Below are 23,030 nucleotides of genomic sequence, written 5' to 3' on the forward strand. Positions count from 1 at the left end.
GGCGTTCAAAAAATAAACGCCTTTGAATAAACTAACAATAAACTTTTAAGGTAATATGACTTTGTCTAAGACATGGATTATTCCGTTGGCACACTGTACATCTGTAGCAACAATATTGGCTACTCTAGAGTTGGCATCGGTAATTTTGGCTCCGCCAGTAGTGGTAATGGTAAATTTACCCCCTTGGAAAGTAGTAACCTGTAAACTAGCAGGCAAGTCTGAAGAAGCTACATTAGCCCCAGCTACAACGTGATATTTCAAAGTATTTTCTAGGGTAGCTGTAGGAATAGCAGCTAAGTTGGCTAACTTAAGCTCTGTTAAAAGCGCTCCGAATGCATTATTGGTAGGAGCAAAAACAGTAAATGGTGAACTGGCAGTGCCACTTAAAATTCCTACAAAATTAGGCATATCACTTCTGGTAAGAGCAGCAACTAAAGTAGAAAAATTAGGATTAGCAGCAGCATGAGTAACAATGGTAGGCAAGCCGATAACAGCATTCACTTTATGAATTACACCGTTAGTAGCCCCTATATCTGTTTGGGTTACCGTAGAAACACCGTTGATTTTGACACCTGAAGTTGCATCAATATACATGCTAAGATTTCTGGTAGAAGAAGCAGCTCCTTTGGCTAAAGTAGAAACATAACCTGTAGAAACTTGTGCTGCCATCACTTTGGTAGATAAAACATGGTTCAAGAGAACTTCTTTTAATACTGCAGTAGGAACAGCGTCTAAATTGGCAAATCCACTGTCTTTTAAGAATTTTGTAAATGCATCATTAGATGGGGCAAAAACGGTAAAAGCACCATTGTTGCTTAAAACTGTAGACAATCCTGCTTTGTCTATAGCAGCTTTCAGAGAGGTAAGATCCGAATCAGCAGCTACTTGTTCGTATACGGTTTTAGGCATTACCATTGTATCATCATCATTATCATCACATGAAATGAATAAAAACATAGATGAGAAAACCATCACTAGATTTAGAAACAAATTTTTCATAATTTTTAATTTTTTTGGTTGTCCAAATCTAGTAAGTTAATTAACCAATATCACAACAATTAGTATAATATATTACTATATAATTTATAGATAAAAATAATGAGACTAAAACAGTCTCATTATGAATGTAAATTTTCTTATTAAGTTTAAAATATGGTCACACTAATTCTTTCCTTATTAAATATCAAAACTGATCTTATTTTTATTTTTAAAAAAAATAATTATAAAAAAATCCTCAAATAATGAGGAGTTGAATTTTATTTTTCTGCCAATTCTTTTACTTTTTCTAAAGCTTTTGGGAAAGCTTCAGCAAAATACGGGATATAATCTTCGGGAACATTCATTGTAACAGTGAGTTCAATTTTCCCCTCTTTTTCTACCAAATCGTATTGTTCTATTGCATCTTCACCAAAGCTTCCTTCTTGTTTTTCGCCATCTTTATATTCGCCAAGATGCAGAAAATGCATTTTTTCGTTGGGAACTAATTTTTCTATTTTAGCATACATCCCACTTTTTTCTGGACCTAGAAAAAGAATTTCGCTTCCTTCATGCAAATCAGATTCGTAATGAGAACCTTCGTGAAAAACGGAAGTCCAGTTTCTGTAATTTTGGTCTTCCCAAAGTGCATCCCAAACTTTTTCTTTGGTTGTATAAATTTCGATGGTGAATTGTAGTTTTTTCATTTTATTAATTTTATGTTTCCGAAATTTAATAAAAATAAATAGAACTTAAATTCTCTTATAAACCTCCTCAAAAGGAACTCTATATCGCTCTCCCCAGATTCCTTCGTTACCTTTTCTTTTGCCACAAGAGATTATCATGTTGATTTCTGCACCACTGGGTAAATTCAAGATGTTTTTCACTCTTTTGCTGTCGAAACCTTCCATCGGGCAAGTGTCATATTCTTCATTCGCCATCGCAATCATAAAGGTTTGTGCAGCTAAACCACAACTTTTGTGTGCTACTACTCTAGCGTCGCTCTCAGAAACTTGCAACATCATCGGCCTAAAAAAACCGACAGGAACAGCTATCAATTTTCTAAAAAAACCTAAAACTCCAAAAAAACGAGCGTACAAAAACGGCATTATTTTTCCGTAATAGAGTTCACGGTCTTTGATGCGTTTTTCTTGTCTTTCAGCAGGGCTATTTCTGCGAATATTTTCTTTTTCAAATTGGAGAACAGCTTGAGAACGTTTTTTGTACAAATCTTGTCTCACCACAAAAACCACCATTTCTTGCGCCGTAGATGCCGCCGTTTGGTCGAAACACGCTACAGAAAGCTTTTTCAGTGTTTCGGGATGGGTAATATGGTAAAATTCATAGAGTTGCATATTAGACGAACTTGGTGCTAAAGTAGAAAGCTCCAAACATTTTTTTACAACTTGTGTATCTATTTTTTGCGCTTCATCATACACACGAACCGAACGACGAAATTCTAAAACTTCTTGTAAATTCATAGGTTTATTTTTTCTAAAGACGAATGAGTGGGAGTTTTACTTTAAAGATTATTTAAATATTGTTTTAATCAAATTTAAGGACAAGTAAAATAACATGAAATCTTGAATAAAATTAAGATATTTAAATTCTTGAATGAAAATCTCAATACAAAATGGTCCTCCAAAAGGTCTTTTTTCTAAATAAAAAAATTTGGGAAAACCATAAGTTTTTACAATCCAATCTTTTGAATGTGAAATTTCAGAATAAAATAATCCCAAAAAGGTAAAAGCTAAAGCCAATAAAATCAATTTCCAATTGAACAATTCTCTCCAATCTCTTTTTCTGAATTTAAAAATCAAAAGATTTGCAACCAGAAAAATGATTGAAAAAACAATAAAATGGTTAAAGGTAAATTGATTATGAATATTCATTTCTTTCGTTCCTACGGAACTCTTTTTTTATCGGTTATCTTTTCCTACAAACCTTTCGTTCCTACGAAACGAAAAAATCTATAAAAAGATTATTTATCTTTTAGAAAATCACTTTTTATTTTACAAAACAATAACAAAACAAAAAATTCTGTTTCACTAATATTAAAATCAGATAACATAAATTCCGAATATTTATCTTCTGAGCCAAAATATAGTTTAACAATTGAACTCCTCTTATCTCTTGGGTTAAAAATTAATCCCCAATTTGTAATTTTGGAAATAGAATATTCCAATTTATTAACATAAACAGAATCTATACTAAATCTCAATGTACTTAATTTTTGTCCAAAAAATTTCCCTACATATTCAATTTTCAAATCCTCATTTTTTACGAAATCATCAATGCTAATTTCTTTAATTTCATCAAAAACAGATTTATTAAACATATAAGGTTTCTGCTTTTTAAGCATAAATTCAATCTCAGAAATTAAGTTTTTAAATCGAATCTTACTATGAAAATAATTTAAAATTCTGCTGTTGTTTAAAAATAAAAGTGTAGTAAAAATACCTAAAACCCCACAAATCCATAATGTAGAAATTCCATTTTGAAACTTTAAAATCAATAAATATATAATAGATAAAAGTAAAGCCCCAATTAAAAGGTTATACAAATTAACTATCAAAAAATACTTTTTTTTTGGCCACATTACATACTCTTCTTAAAACAAACCTTCATTTACAAAATTTATTTTTTTGATTAGAATAAATTCCAATCCTATAAAATCGTTCGTTCCTATGGAACTCTCTACAACGAGTCGCAGAGCGACGAAGCATTATCTATACCTTGGAATTCATTCCAAGGATTAAAACAGACTCTCATCCACAAAATTCGGCAGAGTAACCATTAAATTCGGTTCTGCTTCCATCGCCCGTTTTATCGCAAAAATTGCACCTTCATTTCTTGCCCAACTTCTGCGGGAAATTCCATTGTTTACGTCCCAAAAAAGCATGGATTTTAGTCTTCTGTCTGCATCTTCAGTTCCATCAAGTAACATTCCGAAACCGCCGTTAATCACTTCGCCCCAACCAACACCGCCACCATTGTGAATAGAAACCCAAGTTGCCCCTCGGAAACTATCCCCAATTACATTGTGAATGGCCATATCTGCTGTAAATCTGCTTCCGTCATAAATATTAGAAGTTTCACGATAAGGCGAATCTGTTCCCGAAACATCGTGATGGTCTCTACCTAAAACTACAGGTCCTATTTCTCCATTTTTGATGGCTTGATTGAATTTTTCAGCAATTTTCATCCTTCCTTCTGCATCGGCGTACAAAATTCTGGCTTGTGAACCGACTACCAAATTATTTTCTTGCGCACCACGAATCCAAGTAATATTGTCTTGCATTTGCTGTTGAATCTCAGAAGGAGAATTTTTCATCAATTCTTCTAAAACTTCACAAGCTATATCATCGGTTTTTTGTAAATCTTCAGGTTTTCCTGATGCACAAACCCATCGAAACGGTCCAAAACCATAATCAAAACACATGGGGCCCATAATATCTTGAACATAACTAGGATATTTAAACTCTCTTCCCAAGGTAGGATTTTCAGCCAAAACATCAGCTCCTGCTCTAGAACATTCGAGGAGAAAAGCATTTCCGTAATCGAAGAAATAGGTTCCTTTTGCTGTATGTTTATTGATGGCAGCAGCGTGTCTTCTTAACGTTTCTTGAACTTTTTGTTTAAATAATTCAGGATTTTCGGCCATCAAAGTATTAGAATCTTCAAACGAAATTCCGACAGGATAATAACCTCCCGCCCAAGGATTGTGAAGCGAAGTTTGGTCGGAACCAATATCGATTTTTAGATTTTCTTGGTCAAATTTTTCCCAAACTTCTACCACATTTCCGAGGTAAGCCAAAGAAACGGCTTCCTCATTTTCTTGCGCTTTTCGCACTCTGGAAACCAATTCATCAAGGTTTTCATGAATTTCATCTACCCATTTTTGTTCGTGACGAATTTTGGTAATTTTAGGATTTACTTCTGCACAAACCGTGATGCAACCAGCAATATTTCCTGCTTTTGGTTGCGCTCCAGACATTCCACCTAAACCAGAAGTTACGAACAGACCACCTTTTGGCAATTTTTTAATTTTTCTGAAAGCATTGAGAACTGTAATTGTTGTTCCGTGTACAATTCCTTGTGGGCCAATGTACATATAACTTCCTGCCGTCATTTGTCCGTATTGCGAAACGCCTAGAGCGTTGAATTTTTCCCAATCATCGGGTTTTGAATAATTAGGAATTACCATTCCGTTCGTTACTACCACTCTTGGTGCGTCTTTGTGACTCGGAAAAAGTCCCATTGGATGCCCAGAATACATCACCAAAGTTTGTTCGTCTGTCATTTCAGACAAATATTTCATCGTCAATAAATATTGCGCCCAATTTTGAAAAACAGCTCCATTTCCACCATAAGTTATCAGTTCGTGAGGATGTTGCGCCACTGCATAACTCAAATTATTTTGAATCATTAACATGATTGCTTTTGCTTGCAAAGATTTTCCTGGATATTCTGAAATTGGTCTTGCAAACATTTCGTAATCTGGACGAAAACGATACATATAAATTCTGCCATATTTCTCTAATTCTTCCCTAAATTCAGGTAACAATTCTGCATGAAATTTTGGTTCGAAATAACGTAAGGCATTCTTCAAAGCCAATTTTTTCTCTTCTTCGTTCAGAATTTCTTTGCGTTTTGGCGCATGATTAATTTGGGATTCGTATGGTTTTGGTTGAGGTAATTCTGTAGGAATTCCTTGCTGGATTTGTTCTTGGAAAGTCATTTTTACTTAAATTGAAAGTTCAAAAATTGAGAGTTGAAAGATATTGAATTTGTCAAAATTTCACAATAGAAAAAAACCTCTCATACAGTTGTTGTATTTATAATGTAGATGACAAGTCTCATTTTCTGCAATAGAATAAATAATCATAACTTTGCAACTTCAAAATAATGAAGATGAAAAAAATGTATTTTTGGGCACTATTCTTTAGTTTGTCTCTATTTTCACAAGAAAAAATCAATCAAAACGAAGGACAAGTTTGGTTGGGGTACATGACCTCCGTAAAACTCAACAAAGATTTTTCACTTTGGAATGACTTTCATTGGGCATCTGATAATTTTTTTATCGCAAGACACGGAATTACCTATCACCTCAGCAAACAAGTCGCCATAACGGGTGGTTATGCTTGGGGCTATTTATCAACTACCAATTCTGAAAAACTTAGCAGAAACGAACAAAGACCTTGGGCACAAATTATGTTTACCTCTAATCTTGGGGAAGGTTGGCAAACCCAACAAAGAGTAAGATATGATGCCAGATTTAGAGAAAAAATTGCAAATGGAGAAGTGGTAGATGGTGAATATGGTTTCAACCACCGTTTGCGATATATGTTCAACATCAGAAAAACTTTAGACGGAAAACCATTCAATAGCCAATCTACATTTTTGTCTTTGAATAATGAGATTTTGGTGAATTTCGGTAAAGAAATCACCAAGAATAACCTAGACCAATTTAGAGCAAGTTTGCTTCTAGGGAAAACCTACGATAATATGACTTTTCAGTTGGGTTATATGTACCGATTTGTGCCGCAAAGTGCTGCCAATACCTACAAGCATTACCATGGACTAACACTTTGGATTAATCATAATTTTAAGTCAAAAAAAGGAACAGATGAGCTTATAAGAGACAAATAATTTATTTTAGGCGAAGAAGTTCACCTTTTCTTTTCACGATATTTTTATAATCCCACTGAATTTCTCGGGACTTTTGAAGCCAGATTTTCAAGTCATTTTCGTTGATTTCTTCCACAGAATTATAAAAAATAGAAGCATCTTGAAACTTTCCACGTAAAATATTGAGTTTTTCTTCTTCAAAAGTTTTACCGCTCCAAAACATTAATCTTACTCCTGCTTTTTGCTTGCTGTAACCAACAATCGGATTTCCTTCTAAAAACCAAACAGGATGAGCATGCCAAATCTTATTTTCTGCTTCAGGAAGATTTTCATTGATGATTTTTGACAATTCATTAGCAATTTTAGCATCTTCTTCTGAAAGCTCTAGATTATATTTTTGAATTTCTGGGTTCATTATTTATTGGTGTTATTCAACATTGGCACAAATTTATACGCCCCAAATTCTTCTTTCTCAAATTCAGTTTCAGAAATTTTCGTAAATCTGTAGAGAATTTGTTGGTCTGTTTTCCCCATCGGGATTACCATTTTACCGCCAATTTTCAGTTGTTTCAACAATTCGGTCGGAAGAATTTCTGCTCCACAAGTCACCAAAATTTTATCAAAAGGAGCAAAAGTAGGCAACCCTGCAAAACCATCTCCAAAACTTTGAAATTTCGGACGAAGATGCAGTTCACGCAATTTTTTTTGAGCAAAATCGTGCAACTCTTTTTGGCGTTCTACAGTATAAACCCAAGCATTCATCGCTACTAAGACTGCAGTTTGATAACCGCTTCCTGTGCCAATTTCTAGAATTTTTTCTTTTTCATTCACTTCCAAAAGTTCGGTTTGTTCGGCAACTGTAGAAGGATGAGAAATGGTTTGCTTCGCCAAAATTGGGAAAGCACGGTCTTCATACGCAAAATCTTCGAAAACACTTTCTAAAAAAAGATGACGCGGAACTTGGTTGATGGCTTTCAAAACGTTTTCGTCTGAAATCCCTACTTTTTCTCGAAGATATTCTACGAGAATTTTTCTTTTTCCTTTGTGAACAAATGAATCGTGCATTTCACAAAAATAGCATTTTAAACGCAAAGGCGCAATGAAATTTTTTATTATTGAAGATGTTTTTATGGCGCAAAAAAATCAAAGATTTTCAAATTTGACACATTTTAATTTTTGTGAACTTTGTTCGCAAAACCTTGCGTCTTAAAAGCGTAATATTTTTAAAATTAATTTTGCGCCTTTGCGCTAAAGAAGTAAATTTACAAAAACAAAAATTTCTATGTTAAAAGCAGGTTTGGTAGGTGCTGGCCACCTTGGGAAAATTCACTTAAGACTTCTAAATCAATCAGATAAATACGAATTGGTAGGTTTTCATGATAAAGATGTAGAAAACGGAAAAAAACTAGAAGCCGAGTTCGGTTATCGATATTTTGAAAATTTTGACGAAATGTTAGAGCAAATAGAGATGCTGGACATTGTAACGCCTACCATTTATCACTATGATTATGCCATGAAAGCGATAGAAAAAGGGCTTCATTTTTTCATAGAAAAACCTGTGACGCAAACCCTTCAACAAGCGGAAGAAATTCTTTATAAATGTAGAGAAAATGGTATAAAAGCACAAGTAGGACACGTAGAAAGATACAATCCTGCATTTATTGGCGCTAAAGATTACATTAACAATCCGATGTTTATAGAAATTCATCGTTTGGCAGAATTTAATCCTAGAGGAACAGATGTTTCTGTGGTTTTGGATTTAATGATTCACGACTTAGATATTTTGCTTTCCATTGTAAAATCTAAAGTAAGTAACATCCATGCAAGTGGAGTTTGTGTGGTTTCTAAAACACCAGACATTTGCAACGCTAGAATTGAGTTTGAAAATGGATGTGTTGCGAATTTGACCACTTCTAGAATTTCGATGAAAGCCATGAGAAAATCTAGATTTTTCCAACAAGACGCTTATATTTCTGTAGATTTTTTAGAGAAAAAAGCAGAAGTAATCAGAATGAAAGAAGCGCCAGAACACCCTACCGATTTTGATATGATTATTGAAAATGCTGATGGCGAAAAAAATCAAATTATTTTTGAATATCCTACTATACAACCAAACAATGCTATTTTGGATGAGTTGAATTCCTTTGCAGATGCTATTACAGAAAATAAAAATGTAGAAGTTTCTTTGGAAGACGGTACCGAAGCCCTGAAAGTGGCGTTGGAAATCATGAAATTGATTTCTAAATAAAAGCCTATTCATCGACCTTTTAAACATAATAGCTAAATCTTTTCATATTTTTTCATAATCTCATTTTGAGACAATGAAATATTTTATATCTTTACAAAAATTTCAACAATGAAAAAATTCGCTATTTCTTCACTGCTTCTATGCACTCAACTTGTATTTTCGCAAGGTTTTTTAAAAGCTGAAGGACAAAAAATCGTCAATGAAAAAGGAGAAAATGTAGCTTTGAAAGGTCTTGGTTTAGGAGGCTGGATGCTACAAGAAGGTTATATGCTAAAGACTGCTGATTTTGCAGGTCCACAGTATAAAATCAAAGAAAAAATTGCTGAATTGATAGGCGAAGAGGGTAAAAACGAATTTTACAAAGCGTACCACAAAAACGGAATTACAAAAGCTGATATCGATTCCTTAGCAAAATGGGGATTCAATTCTATCAGATTGCCAATGCATTATAATCTTTACACCTTACCTATAGAAAAAGAACCTGTAAAAGGAGAGAACACTTGGTTAGATGAAGGTTTTAAAATGACTGATGATTTGCTAAAATGGTGTGCTGCTAATAAAATGTACCTTATTTTAGATTTACATGCGGTACCTGGCGGACAAGGAAAAGATGCCAATATTTCTGATTATGACCCTAGTAAACCATCCGTTTGGGAAAGCGAAGAAAATCAGAAAAAAACGGTAGCTCTTTGGAAAAAATTAGCAGAAAGATATAAAAATGAACCTTGGATTGGTGGCTATGACATCATTAACGAACCCAACTGGGCATTTACCGGCAAAAACCCAAATGGTACAGACGAAACTTCTAATGCACCTTTAAGAAAATTATCTATTGAAATTACTAAGGCGATACGAGAAGTTGACCAAAAACACATGGTCATCATCGAAGGAAATGGTTGGGGAAATAACTACAACGGAATGTTCCCTCTTTGGGATGATAACATGGTCTTGAGTTTTCATAAATATTGGACTTACAATAATCAAGGTGCTATACAACAAATTTTAGATCTCAGAAAACAATACAACGTACCTGTTTGGTTGGGCGAAACTGGCGAAAACTCAAACGTTTGGTTCACCGAAATCATAGAACTTTTAGACAAAAATAATATAGGTTGGGCATTTTGGCCGATGAAAAAAATCGACAATATTGCGGGAGTTACCAACGTGAAAATTACTCCAGAATATCAAAAATTACTTGATTATTGGACAAAAGGAGGAGAAAAACCCTCTTATGATTTTTCTAAAAAAGCATTAATGAAAATTGCTGACCACTACAAATTACAAAATGTAGAAGTAAAAAAAGATGTTATAGATGCCATGTTCAGACAAATCAATAATAATACGACAAAACCATTCAAAAAACATCAACTTCCTGGTAAAATCTACGCTTACGAATATGATTTAGGAAAAATAAACGAAGCCTACTCTGATCAAGATTTTCAAAATCTTTGGGTAAGTGACCCTAATAAAAGGTCTGAATGGAATGAAGGCAATCAATTGAGAAATGATGGCGTAGATATCTACAAAGACAACAATCAATACTATGTTGGTAAAACCGAAGCTGGAGAATGGTTGCAATTTACGGTGAATAATAAAATTGCAAAAAACTATACTGTAACCTTAAAATACGCCAATCCTAATAAAACTTCTAAACTAAAATTAGTTACCGATTCTGGCGAAGAACTAGGAAGTGTGAGTTTGCCAACTACTGGAAGTTATACCAAATGGCAAACTGCCATTGCAAAAAATATAAAACTGAAAAAAGGAGAAAATAAAATCAGAATTATTTTTGAAGATGGCGGTGTTAATTTAGAATATTTTGAAATAAAATAAAGTTGTTTTTCATATATTTGGATTTATCCAAACCTCATAGGTTTTTACTTATGGGGTTTTATTTTAAATACCTGATTATGAAATTTTTAAAAATAATATTACTGCTCATTCCAGCACTTCTATTGAGTCAAAAATACCATCTTGACGCTCAAATTAGTGAAATCACCAAAGGAAAAAATGCTACTGTAGGTGTTTCGGTCTTGGGAATTGATTTTCCATTAAGTTATAATAATGCCAATGCTGATAAAAAATTACCCATGCAAAGTGTTTTTAAATTTCACATTGCAATGGCGGTTTTGAATTTGGTGGACAAAGGAAAACTGAGTCTAGACCAGAAAGTTTTCATCAAAAAATCGGAATTATTGCCCAATACTTGGAGCCCAATTCGAGAAAAAAATCCTGAAGGAAATTTCGAAATGCCTATTTCTGAATTAATTCAATATACTGTTGCGCAGAGCGATAATGTGGGTTGTGATGTTTTGTTGAGATTGATTGGAGGAACACAGGTGGTACAAAAATATATGGATTCTAAAGGCGCTAAAAATTTCAGAATTGTCTATAACGAAGAAACCATGCAAAGCGCTTGGAAAAACCAATACGAAAATTATCTGACCATGAGGTCTTCTTCTAAAATTTTAAAAGATTTCTATCAAGGTAAATATTTATCTAAAAAATCAACTCAATTTCTAATGGGTGTGCTCTACTCTACTTCTACAGGCACAAATAAATTGATAGAACAATTGCCAAAAAATGTCAAAATAGCTCACAAAACAGGTTCTTCTGGTAAAAACAAAGACGGACTAACTGGTGCTGAGAATGATATTGCCATCATTACATTGCCCAACGGAAAACATTACGCTATTTCAGTTTTTGTGAGTGATTCAATGGAAACTTTTGAGGTGAACTGTAAAATGATTTCTGATATTTCTAAAGCGGTTTATGATGAGCTGAGTAATCCGAAAAATGGGTTCTTTTTTAATTTGAAGTAAGTTTGAAATTAAAATTATTAATAATTAAAAAATGAAAAACTTAATAAAAATAATACCATTTTTAGTTCTACTCCTAACTTGCAAGAAAAAAGAACATTTAAACTGTCAAGATGTAAGAGAAATCGCCAAATCTGATTTCAAAAAAGGTAAATATCTCTATTATGAATATCAATTTTTAACGGATGATAAAAGTTCTAATGAAGAATTTAGTGAAATTTTGAAAGATAATAATATCAAAGTTATTTTCAAAACTAGCTATCCTATCTCAGACCTAGTTGATAAAAAAAATCAAATTGAAGAAAATAAATTTTGTTATGAACAAATGATGAATATTTTAATTAAAGGAAAATTTGGATACAATTATTTTGACAAAATCAGAAAAAAAGCTGATAGCATATCTTCATCAAAAAGTAAAAATTTAAAAGTAATTATATAAATGAAAAACATCGTAGTAATAGGAGCTGGAACTATGGGAAACGGAATTGCCCATACTTTTGCACAGACTGGTTTTAAAGTCAATTTGGTAGATGTTTCCGAAGAAGCTTTACAAAAAGGTATTTCTACCATTTCTAAAAATCTAGACAGAATTATTGCCAAAGGAAACCTTACCGAAGAACAAAAAGCCGAAACTTTAGGAAATATTTCAACTTTCACGCAACTTTCTGATGCTTGCGGAAATGCAGAACTTATTGTAGAAGCCGCCACAGAAAACCAAGAATTGAAGTTGAAAATCTTCAAACAAATGGATGAATTGGCTCCCGCAAATTGCATTTTAGCAACCAATACTTCATCGATTTCTATCACCAAGATTGCTGCAGCTACGAAACGCCCAGAAAAAGTAATTGGAATGCATTTTATGAATCCTGTTCCAATAATGAAATTGGTAGAAATCATCAAAGGTTATTCTACTTTAAAAGAAACGTTTGATGCCATTTTTGAAATGTCTAAAATTTTAGGGAAAGTTCCGGTAGAAGTGAACGATTATCCTGGTTTTGTAGCGAATAGAATTCTGATGCCAATGATAAACGAAGCGATTGAAACACTTTACAACGGTGTAGCAGGTGTAGAGGAAATAGACACGGTAATGAAATTGGGAATGGCTCATCCGATGGGGCCATTGCAATTGGCAGATTTTATAGGATTAGACGTTTGTCTTGCAATCCTCAATGTAATGTATGATGGTTTCAAAAACCCAAAATACGCCCCAAATCCATTGTTGGTAAATATGGTAACCGCTGGTAAATTAGGCGTGAAATCAGGTGAAGGGTTTTATGATTATTCAGAATCTAAAAAGGCTGAAAAAGTAGCCAAAATGTTTATGAAATAAGTGAGTTTCTTAAATTTAATTGATTAATTTAAAGTTATCTTATTAAAATTAACTTTTGATAATTTTATTTTACTAAATTTGTAAAGAGAAATTATTTAAAACTTAAAAATATGAAACTCCCAAAATTTTTGATGGCAGACAATTCTGAGTTTCCAGAAGATTTGTTTGTAGTACACACAGAATATCCTAGGTTTATCTTAAACGTAGAAGAAGAAGAAGTAGAATGGCTAGATGACTTAGATGGTGATGATGAAGAAACCATAGCTAACGAAGCTACGAAAGTAGTAGAAGAAGCTTTCAAATGGTGCGATGAAGAATTAGCTAAGTACGATGACGAAGAAGATGAATAAATAATAAGTCCTGAGAAATTTCTCAGGATTTTTTTATTTCTAATTTATTCTGATAAACAGTTTTTAAATAGAGATTTTTTAAATAATATCTCTATTTTTGCGTTGAGATTATAACGTAAATCGAAAATTGTAATTCAAAAACTCTATGTCTTTAGAAATCATCAACCTCACGAAGAAATTCGGTGAACAAACTGCTTTAAACAACGTCAATATTCAGATTAATAAAAACGAAATCATAGGGCTACTTGGTCCTAATGGAGCTGGTAAATCTACCCTGATGAAATCTGTAGTAGGTGCTCTAAAAATAGAGGAAGGACAAATTATCTATGACGGAAAAGACATCACAGAAGATGAAATTTCTGCAAAGAAAAGCATGGGATTTTTACCTGAAAACAATCCGCTCTACCAAGAAATGTACGTGAAAGAGTATTTGCAATTCGTAGCCAATATTCACCAAGTACCGCATGAAAAAGTAGATGAAATCATCGATTTGGTAGGCATAAGCCCCGAAAAATCTAAAAAAATTTCTCAACTTTCTAAAGGATATAAACAGAGAGTAGGATTAGCACAAGCGATAATACACTCGCCAAATTTACTCATTCTAGATGAGCCAACTAATGGACTAGACCCTAATCAAATCATAGAAATTAGAAATGTAATTAAAGAGATTGGAAAAGAAAAAACAGTAATTCTCTCTACTCATATTATGCAAGAGGTAGAGGCACTCTGTACCCGTGTTATCTTGATTCATCAAGGAAAAGTAGTACAAGATACCGACATTGTAAACTTCAAAGGGAAATTTAAAAATCTAGAAGAAGCTTTCTCTAATTATACCGCTTAAGCTTTATTTTTTCTACTTGCAAATTTCAGCATTTTCACACTATCCTGTCTGAAAAGGAGTACCCCAATAGAAATTCCTATCGCCAATGTAAAAAGAAGTGAAGCCGTGAGCACTAAATAGTGAAAAGTATTTTCTAAATCTTGAGGAGACCTAGACAGGCCACTTTCGTCTGTTAGTTTGATAAATCCCAACATGGTTTTATAAGCGAACAATCCGGGAATCATGGTGATACAAGCAGGCATGGTAAAAACTACAGGTGGGGTATGTACTCTATGTGCTAAAACAATTCCTAGAAGACCAATTAGCACAGTACCACATAAGGTAGCGGTAATAAGCCCGAAGCCTAAACCATCATGCAATAAAAACTTGAGTGAATGCCCCAAACTCCCCAACAATCCAGCAATGAGCAATACTTTTTTGGGTGTATTAAATAAACTAGCAAAACCTATTGCTACAAAAAAAGCAAAGAAAAAATCTTTTAAAAAGTGAAGTAATAATTCCATAATTTTAAAAATTATCAATACCGAAAATTAAAATACTAATCGCCATTCCAACTGCTATACAAAGCAATATAAACCCGGCATGAAAACCTCTAGCAAGGCCTGTAGTTACATATCCTTCAATAAAATCTGTAACCCCATTGACCAAAGGAACCCCCGGAATAAGATATAAAACAGCAGTAGCCAATCCTTTTTCGGGCATGGCTCCTATGTTAAAAAAAACATTTACAGAACATACTACACAAGTTACTAATGATGCTAAAATAATAGCAATCATAAGATTAAACTTCTTCTTTATTAATTCTTGTCTGGTAAATAATCCTAAAAAAGAACCTACCAATGCGAAACTAGCATCTATAATGTCGCCACCAGCCAAAAGACAGAGTGAGGCACAAGCTAGCGCCACCAAAATAAGGGTCTGATACCTATTATGATGTTTTATTTTTTTTATATTTTCAAATTCTTGGTAAATTTCATCGTAGCTGAGTCCATCACTCACCGCACGCCAAGAAAGCAAACTGGTCTCTGTAAGTATCCCAAAATGAACTCCGTGAGAAGGAAGTCTTTTGTAATGGGTAGCTTTCTCGGAGGGATTATCTTTCATTTTAGTGGTTAAGATAATGCCATTAAATGAAAAAAAAGACTCTATGTCTAATCCTAATACATCTGCAATACGTTTGATATTTCTGTCTATTCTACCACAATTGGCACCAGAAATCATCAAGGTAGAACCTATGTCTAAAAGCAACTCATTGTATTTTTCAATCTGTGGTTTTTCTCTTGCATCAATCTCCATTATTTTTTTATTTGTGTGTGCAAATTTACAAAATACCAAAAACTAAATCTACGAATAAAACCTATTATATGTCATAAATGCAGAATTAGAGAAACGCCGCCAATTAAAGTTGACTCAATTACTAATCATATATATGAATTTTACATCCTTCATATCACCCTAATTGACGGCCATAAACACAAATGAAATATATAAAAAAACTCAGCCAAGAAAAAGCAATATAAATAGCGTGATGGATGAAATATCCATAAAAAGGTAGAATCTTTTTTTTAAAAAGAAATGATTCTATACAACTAGAATCAGTACTTGCTATCATTATTTTGTGTTTTGTTTTTCAAAATTACAACAAGAATTGATTTTCAACAATAATACAAATTACGTATTTCATTATTGATAAATAATTCGTACAAAATATTAATATCCTTTATCAATTTTTCAATATAATTTGCAAAAAAAATCCTCACTCTAATGAAAGAGTGAGAATTTCAAAATAAACTATTAAAACAAAACTATGAAATGGGTAATCAAGCAGTTATAAACTACTCAACTCCTCTTTCATTCTGATTTTTTCTAGCTTTTTTGCTCTTCTTTTTATTTTCAACTTACTTACTAAGTAGAACATTACGGGTACTATAAGTAAGGTTAAAAAGGTAGCAAAAGTCAGACCAAAAATGATCGTCCAAGCTAGTGGCCCCCAAAATGCTACGTTATCACCACCCAAAGAGAAGTGTGGATTAAGCGTAGTAAGGAAGCTCCATATATCAAAATTAAGACCTACTGCCAATGGTATTAACCCTAAAACTGCTGTAGTTGCGGTCAATAAAACCGGTCTCAGTCTGGATTTACCAGATTCTATAATGACTTCTTCTACTTCTTCTATAGATAAATCATCATGAGTTTCCACTCCTTTTTCAGCAATTTTCTCATCTAAACGCAGTACAAAGAAGTCCATTAATACAATTCCGTTCTTCACTACTACCCCAGCTAGGGAAATAATCCCCATCATGGTCATCAAAATTACGAAATCCATTTTAAATATCGTTAATCCTAGGAAAACTCCACTGAAACTCAATAAAATGGTAGTCATAATAATAAGGGTTTTCGACATCGAATTGAATTGAAATACGATAATACCCGTCACCATTGCCATGGCTAAAAATAGAGCCAAGAATAAAAAGTTCTGATTTTTGCCTTGTTCTTCTTGCTCCCCTGCAAATTTATAAGAAATTCCGTCAGGAAGCTGATAATTTTTCATATCTTTTTGAAGTTTTTGTACAATTTCATTGGCATTGGCATCTTTTGTAATGTTAGAATACACCATAAGGGTTCTTACATTATCTTTTCTCTTGATTTTACTGAAAGTTTTTTCTTGATTAAATCTAGCAAAAGTAGAGATTGGGATTTGCATTAATTCTCCTCTATTATTTTGGAAAGTTATCGGTTGATTAAAGAGTGCGCTTTGGTTTCTGCGTTGATCCTCTTGTAACCTTACCGCAATTTGATAATCCTCATCTAGGTCTTTAAAGGTAGAGATGTCTTGTCCGAACATGGCTCTTCTAAGCGTAAGACCAGTATAGGCGGTAGAAACACCAAGATTTCCTGCGGTTTCTCTATCGATATCAATAATTAATTCTGGACTGTCTTTATTAACATCTGTTTGTAATTTCTCTATACCCTTGATGTTTTTAGAATTAATAAAGCTGATTAGTCTGCTAGATTCTGACAGCAATTTATTATAATCATCACCTTTTAATTCAATAGAAATAGGATAACCTACTGGCGGACCATCTGCTTGTTTTTCTACTGTAATAGAGGCCCCAGGAATCTGAGGAACCACCTTTCTTATATCTTCTAATACATCTGTGGTGTTAATACCTCTTCGCTCTGCATATTCTACAAAACTAATGGTTATTTTAGATTTATAAGGGGTATCAGCTTCTGAACCCGCATCTACCTGAGGATTGATAGCTCCTTTTCCTACTTGGGTAATCATACTTTCAATCAAGAAATTTTCACCAGTTTTAGAATCTTTGTATTTTTCTAAATATTTTAGAATATCTTTTTCTATCAACTTAGTAGCTTGATTGGTTTTACCAATGTCTGTTCCTTGTGGAAAATCCATATATACATACATCTGCTGTGGCATAGTATCTGGGAAGAAAAGCACTTTAGTCCATTTCGTCCCAAAAGCAATTCCCATAATCACGAAAGAAGCAATGAGCAATCCAAAAACTCCTAGTAAGGCTTTTACTGGTTTACCATCTAATAATTTTCTTAAGAAATCTTGGTATTTTAATTCAAGATTAGGGAAGAATGTAGTTTGGAAATGCTGAATTTTGTGGAAGAAATAGTTCTTGTACAACCAAATGGCAGCAATCGCCAAAACAGATAATGTAGAAAGCGCAAAGAATGATTTGTTCTTAAAAATAAGTCCAAAAGCCAATCCTAAAATACCCACTACCGTAAAAATGATGGTTAATTTTTTATTGGTTTCTGTGGTTAAGTTTTTGTCTTCCAAGGTCATACTACCTCCAGTCATCGAAGCATTGATTATCATAGCTACGAATAATGAAGCAGAAAGCGTAACCGAAATGGTAATAGGAAAATATTTCATAAATGCTCCCATAATCCCTGGCCAAAGCAACATTGGCGCAAATGCTGCCAAAGTAGTCAACGTAGAAGTAATTACCGGAAATGCTATTTCACCAATACCAAACTTAGAAGCTTCTGTTCTAGACAATCCTTTTTCCATATTGGCATAGACGTTATCTACCACTACAATACCATCATCTACCAACATCCCAAGTCCCATTACCATTGCAAAAAGCACCATGGTATTCAGAGTAATCCCAAAAGCATGCAATACCGCAAAAGCAATGAGCATAGAAAGCGGAATAGCTGTACCTACAAAAAGTGAGTTTTTCATCCCCATAGAGAAACTTAAAACCGCCATAACCAACAAAATCCCTATGATAATGTGATTGGCCAATTCATTGACTTGGTGCTCTACTTGTACAGATTGGTCAGAGGTGGCTGTAATTTCTATATCTTTTGGAAGATAGGTTTCCTTAGCTTTTTCTAGTTTTACTTTGGCTTGGTCTATGGCATCTATCATATTAGAGCCTGCTCTTTTCTTCAGATTCACCATCACCACATCTTGTCCCATTTCTCTGGCGTAGGTGGTTTTTTCCTTTTCTTTGAAGCTTACTTTGGCTACATCTTTTATTCTTACATTTTGTTTAATGACAAAATTTTCTATTTCATTAGGATTGGTAACTTGCCCTTTTATTCTTACATTGTTTCTATACCCATCAGTCGTAAGATTACCGCCTGAAATAGTAATGTTTTCATTTTTCACAGCAGAAATTACTTGGTCGAAGCTGACCTGAGCCGCATTCATTTTATATAAATCCAAAGCAATTTCTACCTCGTTATCATCTACCCCTAATACAACTGCATCTTTGATTTGAGAGATATCTTCCATATCATCCTCTATTTGTTCTGCATATTTTTTAAGGGTTTCCTTCGGATAATTACCTTTGATGTTTACATTCAGAATGGGTACTTCTTCAGAAATATTAAGGTCGAAAACAGAAGGTTCTACTTGCGAACCACTGTCCATATTAGGCCAGTCTGTATCTCCTTTGGCTTCATCTACCTTGTCTTTTATTTTTTGTTTGGCAAGGTTGATGTCATCTTTTTCATCAAAAGTTACTATGATTAAACAGTAATCTTGAAACGAATTAGATTCTACTTTGTCTACACCAGAAACATTCTTGAATTTATCTTCTAGTTTTTTGGTGATTAGTTTTTCTACATCTTCAGCAGAGTTACCAGGATAGATGGTAGAAATATATACTTTGTTTTCAACAATTTCTGGGAAACTTTCTCTGGGCATAGAAAAGTAAGCTACAATTCCTAAAACCACAATAATGAAGGTCAAAAGATAGACCGTAACACGGTTATCTACTGCCCAGCTAGAGAAGAAAAACTCTTTTTTATGATTGTTATGACTCATATTATTGTTCGTGTTTCGAGATTAGAGGTTCGAGTTATGATGCTTCTCAGAACTCGTATCTCGTATCCATAGATTATTGAATTTTAATTTTTTGTCCGTCTGTTAAAGTTTTAGAACCATCTGTAATCAAGATATCCCCTTTAGATAATCCCTGAGAAATTTCTACTGAATTTTCAGCTTTTTCGCCTTTAGTTACATACACTTTCTTAGCTATACCTTCTTTACCATTGATATTTTTAGCCACAAATACAAAAGATTTATACGCTGCATCTTCATAAATATACTGAGACGGAACTACGATAGCATTAGGATTGAGATAGTCCTCTATTTTTACTTTTGCCAATAAATTAGGCTTGATCAGTCCATCTGGATTGCTGATTGGCACTTGTATAGTATAAGTTCTGTTGGTAGGTTCTATATAGTTAGAAGTCAATCTAATTCTAGAATTCACTTTTTTATTAAGCATAGGAAATTCCACCAAAACATTAGTTCCTGCTTTTATTTTGCTGATGTACGTTTCCGGAACTTTAGCTTCTACTCTCATTAGGCCAAGGCTTATCAATTTAACAATAGGCATCCCTGGTGCAACAATCTGGCCTGTCTGTTGTAAAACTTGGTCTACAACACCAGAAAATGGTGCTCTGATAGCTGTCTTGGCCAAGTTAGCTGCCACAGCATCTGCTGCTTTTTGAGTAGCAGCTACCTGACTTTGTACTGCTGCTACTTGTTTTGCACTAGATTCATAATTGGTTTTGGCTTGTAAATATTGAATCTCCGAACCTATTTTTTGCTTCCAAAGAGAGGCTTGCTTTTCATAAGTAATTTTAGCCAAATCTAATGCTGCTTTTGCTTGTTGCAGCTGAGCACTCACCGCAGAAACTTGTATCTGAGCTTGTTTTAATTGGTCTGCTATTCCTCCATCTGCTACCCTACCAATTACCTGACCTGCAGCTACTCTTTGCCCTTGTTTTACATACAAACTAAGGGTGCCCGGCAACTGAGGTTGCACTTGTACATCTTGGTCTGTGGTTACATTTCCCTGAATTTCTACATAATGAGAGAAATTTTCTAATGCTAATGGTTTTACCGATACAAAACCTTGAGTTTGATTCACGCCAAAACCAGAAAGATTTTGGTCTACAGAAGCCATAACAGCATTAATACTATCAATTTTTTTCTGTTGTTGATCACGGTAAGCCTGAAGACCTTTTACGTCTTTTTTGGCAATTAAATCTGCTAATCGATCATCTGAAGCTTCTTTTTTACAAGCTACCAATGATAAACCAACAGCCACTGGTAAAAATATTTTCTTTATCATCGTATTTTCTTTATTCATTAAAAATGGTTGTCTATTTGATTTCATTTGATGTTTTTTTAAAGTGTACCTTTTGCTTTGTCTAGTGCTATTTTAGCCTTTACCAAATCTAGTGCTGACAAATAAAACTGAGACTGCGCTTGGAATAATTGAGTTTCGCTTTGTGAAAGTTCAAAACTGGTCCCTAAACCTTCTTTAAATTTCACATTTTGTTTTCTGTAGATTTCAGAAGATAGTTTTACCAAATCTTGAGATGTCTTGAAACTATCATAAGCATTTTCGTAATCTTTTACCTTCCCAAAATAATCACTTTTCAATTGTTTTTCGGCATCATCTTTATCTAATTTTGCTTTTTCAACTTCTAGTTTTGCTTGTTGAGTTTGGAAACTTCTTTGCAAACCGCTGAAAACAGGTACATTCAATTGCAATGCAAAAACCGAAGTATTGAACCACTGCTGTTCTCTATCAAAAAATGTGAATTTATTGCTAAAACCATTATAGCTAGATGACAATGCAGCAGATAACGATGGCAATGATTTTGATTTTTGGTATTTCAATTGCAATTCACTTATTCTAAGAGCATTCTCTTTTAATTTTAAATCGATATGGTTGGTGAGGTCTACTTGTGCAGAATGATCTACCAAGATTTGGTTTTTTTGAATCAACTCTTCCATAGAGGTTAAGAGCTGCAATTCTTCATCTTGTGGATAACCAATAAGATACTTTAGAGCATTGACATACTTTTGTTTGGTTCTTTTCAAATTTTCTAGATTCGTTACTAGATTTTTATAAGAATATTCTAATTGTTCTACATTTTGAAGTTCAATAAGTCCAGCTTTATACGTTTCTCTAGTTTCATTTAAAATTTTACCAGATACTTTATTGTTTTCTTCAAGCGTTTTGATGTTTTCGTCTGTTACTAAAACTGCTGCATAAGACATCATGATAGCCTCCTTAATGGTAAAAACAGTTTTTTCTGTCGCTAATGCAGACATCTCTCTATACGCTCTAGAACTTTCTAAACCTACAATGTAAGAACCATTAAACAATAATTGTGAAACCGAAACACCTCCTGTAGCACTTTGTTTTTGCCCAAACTGAACAGGAATATACGTTCCAGCAGGCTGACCTACCAATTCACCAGGCAATAACTGAACGGGAATGTTTAAAAAATAATTGTAAGAACCATTTAAATCTATCTGAGGGAGACCTATCCCAATCGTTTCTTTTACTTTTTTATCAGCAATGGTTTGGTCTATCTTGGCTTTTTTCACATTTACATTATTTTCATAGGCATATTGTAACGCCTGCTCCATTGTAAAGCTTTGCTGTGCATGCATCTGTGTAGAGATGGCAGTAATGGCAAAAATTTTAATCCATTTATTCATACTTTGTCTTTAATTCGTTTAGTCGTTTTTTTCCTTTTTCTGTTACGATGGCCTCTAAATAAAACACTTTCATGGCTATTGAAATAGATTTTTTATCTTTTTCTTCCTCAAAAAGTGGCGAAACATCTACTGAAAACAATAAGGTTGTTAAAAATTTGATATATAAATCTATAGGTACATCTTTTCTAAAAAAACCTAATTCTACTCCTTTTCCGTAATTATTCTTAATAATATCAATAATTTTTACGGAAATAGATTTTTGATGTGCATTAAAAACCTCTGGATAATATTTAAGCAATTGAAATACAAAAGCGTTTTTTTCGTGACAAGTCACTTCATCTATACGATTTCCAGAGATAAAGAGCACTTCCATAGGGCAGGCAAATTCTTTTCTCACTTTTTCTACTTCTGCTAATGCCTCCTGAGATATGTGTTCTAGAACTTCATACAAAAGGTCTTCTTTGTTTTTATATTGCTTATATAATGTTTTTTTAGACATTGAAAATTCTTTGGCAATGTCATCCATTGTCAATGTTTTTGCCCCATAAGTGCGAAGCAAAGTGAATAATTTATCTAAAAAACACTTTTTGTTTTCCATAAAGTGGTGCAAATGTACAAAAGAGGAAACTAAAAAACAAAATAAGTTTCCAGGTTTTTTATATTTTTATTTATTATGACGTATAACCCTCTATTTTACTTTAAAAAATGGTAAAATTTAAAAAAATGAATTTGATGTCCAATACTACAAATGTAGTAACCAGAAACCGTGATTTAAATAAAATCATCAAATCAAATGATTTTTGTCATGTTTTTACGCTA

At 33.4% G+C, this 23,030-nt stretch carries 21 protein-coding genes; 8 read left to right on the forward strand and 13 right to left on the reverse strand.

Going from position 1 to position 23,030, the window contains the following annotated elements; translation table 11 throughout:
- Positions 1-45 precede the first annotated feature (45 nt).
- The 5 genes from IEW40_RS11965 to hutU all read right to left on the reverse strand — a co-directional run bounded on the left by IEW40_RS11965 (position 46) and on the right by hutU (position 5,716).
- Entirely contained in the window at positions 46-999 is a 954-nt protein-coding gene (locus IEW40_RS11965; protein WP_188618343.1) for a fasciclin domain-containing protein, read from the reverse strand.
- A 257-nt stretch (positions 1,000-1,256) separates the two neighbouring features.
- Positions 1,257-1,682: an SRPBCC domain-containing protein gene (locus IEW40_RS11970; protein WP_188618344.1), complete on the reverse strand. Its 426-nt coding sequence runs from the start codon at positions 1,680-1,682 to the stop codon at positions 1,257-1,259.
- Positions 1,683-1,727: 45 nt separating this feature from the next.
- Entirely contained in the window at positions 1,728-2,456 is a 729-nt protein-coding gene (locus IEW40_RS11975; RefSeq protein WP_188618345.1) for a nitroreductase family protein, read from the reverse strand.
- A gap of 500 nt (positions 2,457-2,956) precedes the next feature.
- Positions 2,957-3,574, reverse strand: a complete 618-nt coding sequence (locus IEW40_RS11980; RefSeq protein ID WP_188618346.1) for a hypothetical protein — start codon at positions 3,572-3,574, stop codon at positions 2,957-2,959.
- A gap of 156 nt (positions 3,575-3,730) precedes the next feature.
- On the reverse strand, positions 3,731-5,716 hold the full coding sequence (hutU, locus tag IEW40_RS11985; RefSeq protein ID WP_188618347.1) for a urocanate hydratase: 1,986 nt from the start codon (positions 5,714-5,716) through the stop codon (positions 3,731-3,733).
- A 173-nt stretch (positions 5,717-5,889) separates the two neighbouring features.
- Between hutU and IEW40_RS11990 the strand changes: the two genes are divergently transcribed.
- The gene (locus IEW40_RS11990) at positions 5,890-6,627 is read left to right on the forward strand and encodes a DUF2490 domain-containing protein (protein WP_188618348.1); all 738 of its coding nucleotides are present in this window, start codon (positions 5,890-5,892) and stop codon (positions 6,625-6,627) included.
- A gap of 1 nt (position 6,628) precedes the next feature.
- Here IEW40_RS11990 and IEW40_RS11995 read toward each other — a convergent pair whose 3' ends face one another.
- Positions 6,629-7,021 carry a DUF1801 domain-containing protein gene (locus IEW40_RS11995; protein ID WP_188618349.1) on the reverse strand — a complete coding sequence of 131 codons (393 nt, stop codon included), beginning with the start codon at positions 7,019-7,021 and terminating at the stop codon, positions 6,629-6,631.
- Positions 7,021-7,671 carry a protein-L-isoaspartate(D-aspartate) O-methyltransferase gene (locus tag IEW40_RS12000; RefSeq protein WP_188618350.1) on the reverse strand — a complete coding sequence of 217 codons (651 nt, stop codon included), beginning with the start codon at positions 7,669-7,671 and terminating at the stop codon, positions 7,021-7,023. Before IEW40_RS12000 ends, IEW40_RS11995 begins: the two co-directional genes overlap by 1 nt.
- Before the next feature lie 217 nt (positions 7,672-7,888).
- On the opposite strand from IEW40_RS12000, the gene IEW40_RS12005 reads away from it, so the two are divergent.
- From IEW40_RS12005 to IEW40_RS12035, 7 genes are all read left to right on the forward strand, one after another.
- Complete coding sequence (locus tag IEW40_RS12005) at positions 7,889-8,854, forward strand: Gfo/Idh/MocA family protein (RefSeq protein WP_188618351.1); 966 nt, start codon at positions 7,889-7,891, stop codon at positions 8,852-8,854.
- Between the two features lie 108 nt (positions 8,855-8,962).
- Positions 8,963-10,687 (forward strand): cellulase family glycosylhydrolase, encoded by a 1,725-nt coding sequence (locus IEW40_RS12010; protein WP_188618352.1) that lies wholly within the window; start codon positions 8,963-8,965, stop codon positions 10,685-10,687.
- A gap of 77 nt (positions 10,688-10,764) precedes the next feature.
- Positions 10,765-11,676: a class A beta-lactamase, subclass A2 gene (bla, locus tag IEW40_RS12015; RefSeq protein ID WP_188618353.1), complete on the forward strand. Its 912-nt coding sequence runs from the start codon at positions 10,765-10,767 to the stop codon at positions 11,674-11,676.
- Between the two features lie 31 nt (positions 11,677-11,707).
- The gene (locus tag IEW40_RS12020) at positions 11,708-12,112 is read left to right on the forward strand and encodes a hypothetical protein (protein WP_188618354.1); all 405 of its coding nucleotides are present in this window, start codon (positions 11,708-11,710) and stop codon (positions 12,110-12,112) included.
- On the forward strand, positions 12,113-13,003 hold the full coding sequence (locus tag IEW40_RS12025) for a 3-hydroxybutyryl-CoA dehydrogenase (protein WP_188618355.1): 891 nt from the start codon (positions 12,113-12,115) through the stop codon (positions 13,001-13,003).
- A gap of 110 nt (positions 13,004-13,113) precedes the next feature.
- Complete coding sequence (locus tag IEW40_RS12030; protein ID WP_188618356.1) at positions 13,114-13,353, forward strand: DUF8828 family protein; 240 nt, start codon at positions 13,114-13,116, stop codon at positions 13,351-13,353.
- Between the two features lie 145 nt (positions 13,354-13,498).
- Positions 13,499-14,194 carry an ABC transporter ATP-binding protein gene (locus IEW40_RS12035; protein ID WP_188618357.1) on the forward strand — a complete coding sequence of 232 codons (696 nt, stop codon included), beginning with the start codon at positions 13,499-13,501 and terminating at the stop codon, positions 14,192-14,194.
- On the opposite strand, the gene IEW40_RS12040 is transcribed toward IEW40_RS12035, so the two are convergent.
- The 6 genes from IEW40_RS12040 to IEW40_RS12065 form a co-directional block, all read right to left on the reverse strand.
- On the reverse strand, positions 14,191-14,697 hold the full coding sequence (locus IEW40_RS12040; protein WP_188618358.1) for a threonine/serine exporter family protein: 507 nt from the start codon (positions 14,695-14,697) through the stop codon (positions 14,191-14,193). The two genes, IEW40_RS12035 and IEW40_RS12040, sit on opposite strands and share 4 nt — an antisense overlap.
- 4 nt (positions 14,698-14,701) lie before the next feature.
- Entirely contained in the window at positions 14,702-15,490 is a 789-nt protein-coding gene (locus IEW40_RS12045; RefSeq protein ID WP_188618359.1) for a threonine/serine exporter family protein, read from the reverse strand.
- A gap of 532 nt (positions 15,491-16,022) precedes the next feature.
- Positions 16,023-19,508, reverse strand: coding sequence for an efflux RND transporter permease subunit (locus tag IEW40_RS12050; protein ID WP_188618360.1), 3,486 nt, complete (start codon positions 19,506-19,508; stop codon positions 16,023-16,025).
- 73 nt (positions 19,509-19,581) lie between these two features.
- Positions 19,582-20,871 (reverse strand): efflux RND transporter periplasmic adaptor subunit, encoded by a 1,290-nt coding sequence (locus IEW40_RS12055; protein WP_188618361.1) that lies wholly within the window; start codon positions 20,869-20,871, stop codon positions 19,582-19,584.
- 11 nt (positions 20,872-20,882) lie between these two features.
- Positions 20,883-22,211, reverse strand: a complete 1,329-nt coding sequence (locus IEW40_RS12060; protein ID WP_188618362.1) for a TolC family protein — start codon at positions 22,209-22,211, stop codon at positions 20,883-20,885.
- Complete coding sequence (locus IEW40_RS12065; RefSeq protein ID WP_262891257.1) at positions 22,204-22,809, reverse strand: TetR/AcrR family transcriptional regulator; 606 nt, start codon at positions 22,807-22,809, stop codon at positions 22,204-22,206. Before IEW40_RS12065 ends, IEW40_RS12060 begins: the two co-directional genes overlap by 8 nt.
- Positions 22,810-23,030 lie beyond the last annotated feature (221 nt).

Source organism: Cloacibacterium rupense (genome assembly GCF_014645495.1).
GTDB classification, from domain to species: domain Bacteria; phylum Bacteroidota; class Bacteroidia; order Flavobacteriales; family Weeksellaceae; genus Cloacibacterium; species Cloacibacterium rupense.

Excerpts from the sequence above, each read along its gene's own strand:
- IEW40_RS12065 (WP_262891257.1), bottom strand. The coding sequence starts at position 22,809 with ATGGAAAACAAAAAGTGTTTTTTAGATAAATTATTCACTTTGCTTCGC.
- hutU (WP_188618347.1), bottom strand. The coding sequence starts at position 5,716 with ATGACTTTCCAAGAACAAATCCAGCAAGGAATTCCTACAGAATTACCT.
- IEW40_RS11980 (WP_188618346.1), bottom strand. The coding sequence starts at position 3,574 with ATGTGGCCAAAAAAAAAGTATTTTTTGATAGTTAATTTGTATAACCTT.
- bla (WP_188618353.1), top strand. The coding sequence starts at position 10,765 with ATGAAATTTTTAAAAATAATATTACTGCTCATTCCAGCACTTCTATTG.
- IEW40_RS12045 (WP_188618359.1), bottom strand. The coding sequence starts at position 15,490 with ATGGAGATTGATGCAAGAGAAAAACCACAGATTGAAAAATACAATGAG.
- IEW40_RS12055 (WP_188618361.1), bottom strand. The coding sequence starts at position 20,871 with ATGAAATCAAATAGACAACCATTTTTAATGAATAAAGAAAATACGATG.
- IEW40_RS12030 (WP_188618356.1), top strand. The coding sequence starts at position 13,114 with ATGAAACTCCCAAAATTTTTGATGGCAGACAATTCTGAGTTTCCAGAA.
- IEW40_RS11995 (WP_188618349.1), bottom strand. The coding sequence starts at position 7,021 with ATGAACCCAGAAATTCAAAAATATAATCTAGAGCTTTCAGAAGAAGAT.
- IEW40_RS12010 (WP_188618352.1), top strand. The coding sequence starts at position 8,963 with ATGAAAAAATTCGCTATTTCTTCACTGCTTCTATGCACTCAACTTGTA.
- IEW40_RS12025 (WP_188618355.1), top strand. The coding sequence starts at position 12,113 with ATGAAAAACATCGTAGTAATAGGAGCTGGAACTATGGGAAACGGAATT.
- IEW40_RS12035 (WP_188618357.1), top strand. The coding sequence starts at position 13,499 with ATGTCTTTAGAAATCATCAACCTCACGAAGAAATTCGGTGAACAAACT.
- IEW40_RS12005 (WP_188618351.1), top strand. The coding sequence starts at position 7,889 with ATGTTAAAAGCAGGTTTGGTAGGTGCTGGCCACCTTGGGAAAATTCAC.
- IEW40_RS12060 (WP_188618362.1), bottom strand. The coding sequence starts at position 22,211 with ATGAATAAATGGATTAAAATTTTTGCCATTACTGCCATCTCTACACAG.
- IEW40_RS12020 (WP_188618354.1), top strand. The coding sequence starts at position 11,708 with ATGAAAAACTTAATAAAAATAATACCATTTTTAGTTCTACTCCTAACT.
- IEW40_RS12040 (WP_188618358.1), bottom strand. The coding sequence starts at position 14,697 with ATGGAATTATTACTTCACTTTTTAAAAGATTTTTTCTTTGCTTTTTTT.
- IEW40_RS11975 (WP_188618345.1), bottom strand. The coding sequence starts at position 2,456 with ATGAATTTACAAGAAGTTTTAGAATTTCGTCGTTCGGTTCGTGTGTAT.
- IEW40_RS11990 (WP_188618348.1), top strand. The coding sequence starts at position 5,890 with ATGAAAAAAATGTATTTTTGGGCACTATTCTTTAGTTTGTCTCTATTT.
- IEW40_RS11965 (WP_188618343.1), bottom strand. The coding sequence starts at position 999 with ATGAAAAATTTGTTTCTAAATCTAGTGATGGTTTTCTCATCTATGTTT.
- IEW40_RS12000 (WP_188618350.1), bottom strand. The coding sequence starts at position 7,671 with ATGCACGATTCATTTGTTCACAAAGGAAAAAGAAAAATTCTCGTAGAA.
- IEW40_RS11970 (WP_188618344.1), bottom strand. The coding sequence starts at position 1,682 with ATGAAAAAACTACAATTCACCATCGAAATTTATACAACCAAAGAAAAA.
- IEW40_RS12050 (WP_188618360.1), bottom strand. The coding sequence starts at position 19,508 with ATGAGTCATAACAATCATAAAAAAGAGTTTTTCTTCTCTAGCTGGGCA.